Origin of the sequence: Helicobacter sp. (assembly GCF_022511165.1) — a bacterium.
Classification (GTDB): domain Bacteria; phylum Campylobacterota; class Campylobacteria; order Campylobacterales; family Helicobacteraceae; genus Helicobacter_C.
The window spans coordinates 1-4,319 of sequence record NZ_JAFLSB010000068.1 but is presented as its reverse complement, the minus strand read 5'-3'; the positions used below and the strand labels follow the sequence as shown (position 1 = coordinate 4,319).

At 39.6% G+C, this 4,319-nt stretch carries 7 protein-coding genes; 4 read left to right on the top strand and 3 right to left on the bottom strand.

What is annotated here, in order from left to right; all coding sequences use genetic code 11:
- From obgE to rplU, 3 genes are all read right to left on the bottom strand, one after another.
- The coding region (obgE, locus tag J1E28_RS07575; RefSeq protein ID WP_291028407.1) for a GTPase ObgE at positions 1-644 on the bottom strand (644 nt) is incomplete at its 3' end.
- Between the two features lie 116 nt (positions 645-760).
- The gene (gene rpmA, locus J1E28_RS07570; protein ID WP_014666837.1) at positions 761-1,018 is read right to left on the bottom strand and encodes a 50S ribosomal protein L27; all 258 of its coding nucleotides are present in this window, start codon (positions 1,016-1,018) and stop codon (positions 761-763) included.
- 10 nt (positions 1,019-1,028) lie between these two features.
- Positions 1,029-1,343, bottom strand: a complete 315-nt coding sequence (rplU, locus tag J1E28_RS07565) for a 50S ribosomal protein L21 (RefSeq protein ID WP_291028399.1) — start codon at positions 1,341-1,343, stop codon at positions 1,029-1,031.
- A 119-nt stretch (positions 1,344-1,462) separates the two neighbouring features.
- Here rplU and J1E28_RS07560 point away from each other — a divergent pair, with 119 nt between their 5' ends.
- The 4 genes from J1E28_RS07560 to J1E28_RS07545 form a co-directional block, all read left to right on the top strand.
- The gene (locus J1E28_RS07560; protein ID WP_291028396.1) at positions 1,463-2,332 is read left to right on the top strand and encodes a M23 family metallopeptidase; all 870 of its coding nucleotides are present in this window, start codon (positions 1,463-1,465) and stop codon (positions 2,330-2,332) included.
- A gap of 117 nt (positions 2,333-2,449) precedes the next feature.
- Complete coding sequence (locus tag J1E28_RS07555) at positions 2,450-3,022, top strand: adenylate kinase (RefSeq protein WP_291028394.1); 573 nt, start codon at positions 2,450-2,452, stop codon at positions 3,020-3,022.
- A gap of 34 nt (positions 3,023-3,056) precedes the next feature.
- Positions 3,057-3,794, top strand: coding sequence for a methylated-DNA--[protein]-cysteine S-methyltransferase (locus J1E28_RS07550; protein ID WP_291028392.1), 738 nt, complete (start codon positions 3,057-3,059; stop codon positions 3,792-3,794).
- A 135-nt stretch (positions 3,795-3,929) separates the two neighbouring features.
- Positions 3,930-4,319 (top strand): hypothetical protein (locus J1E28_RS07545; protein ID WP_291028389.1); only part of this gene is annotated, 390 nt, incomplete at its 3' end.

Genomic DNA, 4,319 nt, shown 5'->3' with positions numbered 1-4,319 from the left:
CCCGGAATATCCGCCATTACAAAAGAAGAAAATTCATCAATATAAACTACACCCAAATGAGGTATAAGCGTGGTAAATTCATAATTTGCAACCTCTGGCTTTGCATTTGAGAGTGTGGAAATAAGCGTGGATTTGCCTACATTTGGAAATCCCACCAAACCCACATCAGCAATAAGCTTTAATTCCAAAAGTATATGCCTCTCCTCTCCACTTAAGCCATTTTGCGCATAAGTGGGGGCTTGATTAGTCGCGCTTTTAAAATGCACATTGCCCAAACCACCCTTGCCACCTTTAAGCAAACGCACACTTTTAGGGTAAGTATCCATATCTACAAGAAGCTCTTTTGTGTCAAAATCAAAAATCTGTGTGCCAAGTGGCACTTTAAGCGTGATATGTTCCCCTCTTTTGCCATTGCATTTTTTGGGCTGACCGGGCTTTCCATTTTTTGCCTTATAATGCCGCGCACCGCGAAACTTTGAAAGTGTGTCTGTGTTGTTATCTACTTCCACATACACATCGCCGCCATCGCCGCCATCGCCGCCATCAGGACCACCTTGTATGATGAATTTTTCTTTGCGAAAACTTACCGCCCCAGCGCCTCCCTTGCCCGAAGAGACGAAAATATCCACCTTATCTACAAACATCATAGCCCTTATAAAAGCACGATTCAAGTATATTTGTAAAAATTCTCATAAATGCTTACCAATACACTCTTTGCATAAACACAAGCAAGATTCTTGTATCTTGCTTAACCTGCTTCTTAAGAAGCAGGAATTACCGAAACTTTCTTACGATTCTTATCTTTTTGCTGAAATTTCACTATCCCATCAATAAGTGCATAAATAGTATGATCTTTGCCTAAGCCTACATTATCGCCCGGATGTACTTTTGTGCCTCTTTGTCGCACAATAATATTACCTGCACGCACAAATTGTGAGCCAAATTTCTTTACACCTAAGCGGCGTCCAGCAGAATCGCGGTTATTTTGGGTGCTCCCTTGACCTTTCTTGTGTGCCATATCTTGCTCCTTATTTTGCTACAATTTTAAGAATCTTTACACGCGTAAAATCGCGTCTAAAGCCCCTTTTTGTCTTACTATCTTTTCTTCTGCGCTTTTTGAATGTAACGACCTTTTTGCCTCTGCCTTCATTAATGACTTCTGCCTCAATTTTCGCACCTGCCACAAGCGGCGTGCCAATGCGGACATTATCTCCATCGACAAGGGCTAAAACTTCGTTCAATTCAACTTTTGACTTTGGCTCAAGGCTCATCTTATCAAGAAGCACGATGCTCCCCTCAATGACCTTGTATTGCTTGCCTCCATTCTTAAATATTGCATACATTTGCATTCCCTTGTGAATTGAATTTTTGCATAAACAAAGCTAGGATTCTAGCTAAAATTCTTTAATCTAAGCTTTTAATGCTATAATTTTGCCCAAATTTGCGTAAAAAAGGAGTTTAAATGCGGATTATTCATACTTTTATCACTACTTTCATTCTAGGATTTGGGATTTTAGGGTTTGGGGCTTTAAACACACTCTATGCCGATAAGCCTTGTATGGATAGTTGGTGCGCAAAAAGCTTTACTGCCTACAATGGCACAGCTTTTATATACCACATAGACAAAAAAGTGCCGCTCACTTTTAATAATAAAGCTCTTCATCTTATCAGCCACCCTACTAAAAAAGATGAGTTTATTGCCTTTGTGCCTATTGGCTATTATGAAAAAGATACCAAATTTATTAAATCAGGCAAAACTCTCTTTGCAGAGATTGAGATTCAACAAAAAGCATACAAAAAAGAGCAAATTACCGTGGCACAAAATAAAATCACCTATTCCAACGAAGTAGCAAAACGTATCGAAAAAGAAAGAAATGATATGATTAAAGTATATCACACTATCACTAAGGGGCGTTTATGGGATAAGCCCTTTGCAAAGCCCTTAGATTCTGTGATTACTAGCCCTTATGGAAGTGCGCGTGTATTTAATAATACGATTAAAAGCTATCACGGAGGCACAGACTTTCGCGCCGCTATTGGCACAGATGTCAAAGCAAGTAATGATGGCAAAGTAGCTCTTGTGCAAGATAGATACCTCTCGGGCAAGACAATCGCGATTGATCACGGAGAGGGGCTTGTAAGCGTGTATTTTCATTTAAGTGATTTTAATGTCAAAGAGGGAGAGAGTATCAAGCGCGGACAGGTAATTGCTAAAAGTGGCGATACAGGGCGCGTGAGTGGGGCGCATTTGCATTTTGGCATAGTCATTAATGGCACAAATGTCGATGCCCTAGACTTCATCGAGCAAGTTGAGGGTTTATTCAAGGAATAGCCACACTTCTAAATCATCAAAAGTATGGAGGGAGATTCTGCACCTTGTTTTTGTATATTCTCTTAAGATTCTATCAAGTATAATCAAGCTTATGTTTTAATATTCAAAGGAGAGGAAATGAAAAAATTATTTTTAATCATCGGTGCACCCGGCTCTGGAAAAACCACAGATGCACAGCTTATTGCTAAAAACAATGCAGATTCTATCGTGCATTACTCCACCGGAGATTTGTTGCGCGAGGAAGTTGCAAGTGGCAGTGAGCAAGGTAAGGTTATTGATGAATTTATCAGTAAGGGCAATCTTGTGCCACTTGATATTGTGGTAAGCACGATTGTAAATGCCCTAAGTAACGCGCCTAAAGATGTGATTATCATCGATGGCTACCCTCGTAGCATAGAGCAAATGAAGGCACTTGATGAAAAGCTCAAAAACCAAAGTCAAGTGCAGCTTGTAAGCGTGATAGAAGTGCAAGTGAGTGAGGCAACTGCGCGTGATCGTGTGCTAGGACGCGCAAGAGGAGCTGATGATAATGTAGAGGTTTTTAATAATCGTATGAAAGTCTATCTCACACCACTTAAAGAGATTCAAAGCTTTTATACCCAAAGTAAAGCGCTTCATACAATTAATGGTGAGCGCAGTATCGAGGCGATTGTAAGCGAAATGGAAGCTTTTATAAAAAGTAAAATCTAAGGGTAGCCAAAATCTAACATAGAAGTAGCCATAAATGAGTGGGCGAAACGAGGGGAGCTTTTGGACTAGCTTAGATTTGAGTGTATCAAGTGTGAAAATTAAAGCCAAAGATGATGAATTGATAAAAACGCAACCAAATGAGCATATTTTTGGCGGAATCTACACTTTGCAATGGGAGCAAACACCCCTATATCTTGGGATTTATGGTGCAAACGAACATATTATGCGCATTATACATTACCCCAAGAATCCACTCTATGCGGCTTACACACCCACCCCACCGCTCATAAAATCAAAAAAACTTACCCCAATCAAAACCGCATCAGCAAAAAAAGCCCTGCCTATAAGCAAAACACAAACATTTATGGCGCATATACAGCAAGAGAGCATAGCCAAGAATCCTTTGAGTGATGAATGTGCTAGAGAAATACAAGCCTATCTCAATGGGCAACTTTATCGCTTTGAGATTCCATTTTTAGCACAAGGAAGCGCATTTATGCTGCGTGTGTGGGAGGCTTTAGGCGAGATTGCCTATGGGGAAGTCAAGAGCTACAAGGACATAGCAGAGGCGATTAATGCGCCTTTTGCCTTTCGCGCTGTGGGTAATGCCAATCATAAAAATCCACTCCCTCTCCTTATCCCCTGTCATCGTGTATTGCGCAATAATGGCGCACTTGGCGGCTATGCACTCGGCGAATCTTTCAAGGCAAAACTTTTAGCAATGGAAGCAAAAATATCACGCACTTTTACCCCTCCAACTCATAGATTATAAAATTTTATAGAATAAGCATTGAGCAATGTATAAAATCGCTTGCATAGGCTCGTGGGCGAGAGTTTGACTTGACTTATTTTTTTTTTTTTTTGTTAAAATCACAAGGAGAAATTTATCTTTTTAAAGGAGGATTCAATGGTGGAGTTTAGTAATGAAGAAAGACAAAAATTTCAAAGGCTAATGAAAGAATTTATCGATGAAGTTGAGAGAATGGCACCGCAAGGGACTACAACAGGGAGTGAGCCAAGCCGACAAGAAAAAAATATTGATGAATTGCTTAAAAAGATAAATTATGTTTCAAATGTAAATTATGGAAGTGGAGGATTGAAAGCTGATTGCGGTTTAAGTTTTTACAGAAAGGATATTTTGGGCGAAGGATTTATTAATGGCAAAGTTTCTAGCCCAAAAAATGGTGTATATATTTGGTTTGGCTATACCCATAAAGAGAATCGTTTATATTTAATATTTGCAGCCGAGCAAAAATACAGAAATGAACCTTTTGATTGCAAAGCTCTAGAGCAAATC

What these genes read in the sequence shown, in the direction of transcription:
- J1E28_RS07555 (WP_291028394.1), top strand. Translation starts at nt 2,450, where the DNA reads ATGAAAAAATTATTTTTAATCATCGGTGCACCCGGCTCTGGAAAAACC.
- J1E28_RS07560 (WP_291028396.1), top strand. Translation starts at nt 1,463, where the DNA reads ATGCGGATTATTCATACTTTTATCACTACTTTCATTCTAGGATTTGGG.
- rplU (WP_291028399.1), bottom strand. Translation starts at nt 1,343, where the DNA reads ATGTATGCAATATTTAAGAATGGAGGCAAGCAATACAAGGTCATTGAG.
- rpmA (WP_014666837.1), bottom strand. Translation starts at nt 1,018, where the DNA reads ATGGCACACAAGAAAGGTCAAGGGAGCACCCAAAATAACCGCGATTCT.
- J1E28_RS07550 (WP_291028392.1), top strand. Translation starts at nt 3,057, where the DNA reads ATGAGTGGGCGAAACGAGGGGAGCTTTTGGACTAGCTTAGATTTGAGT.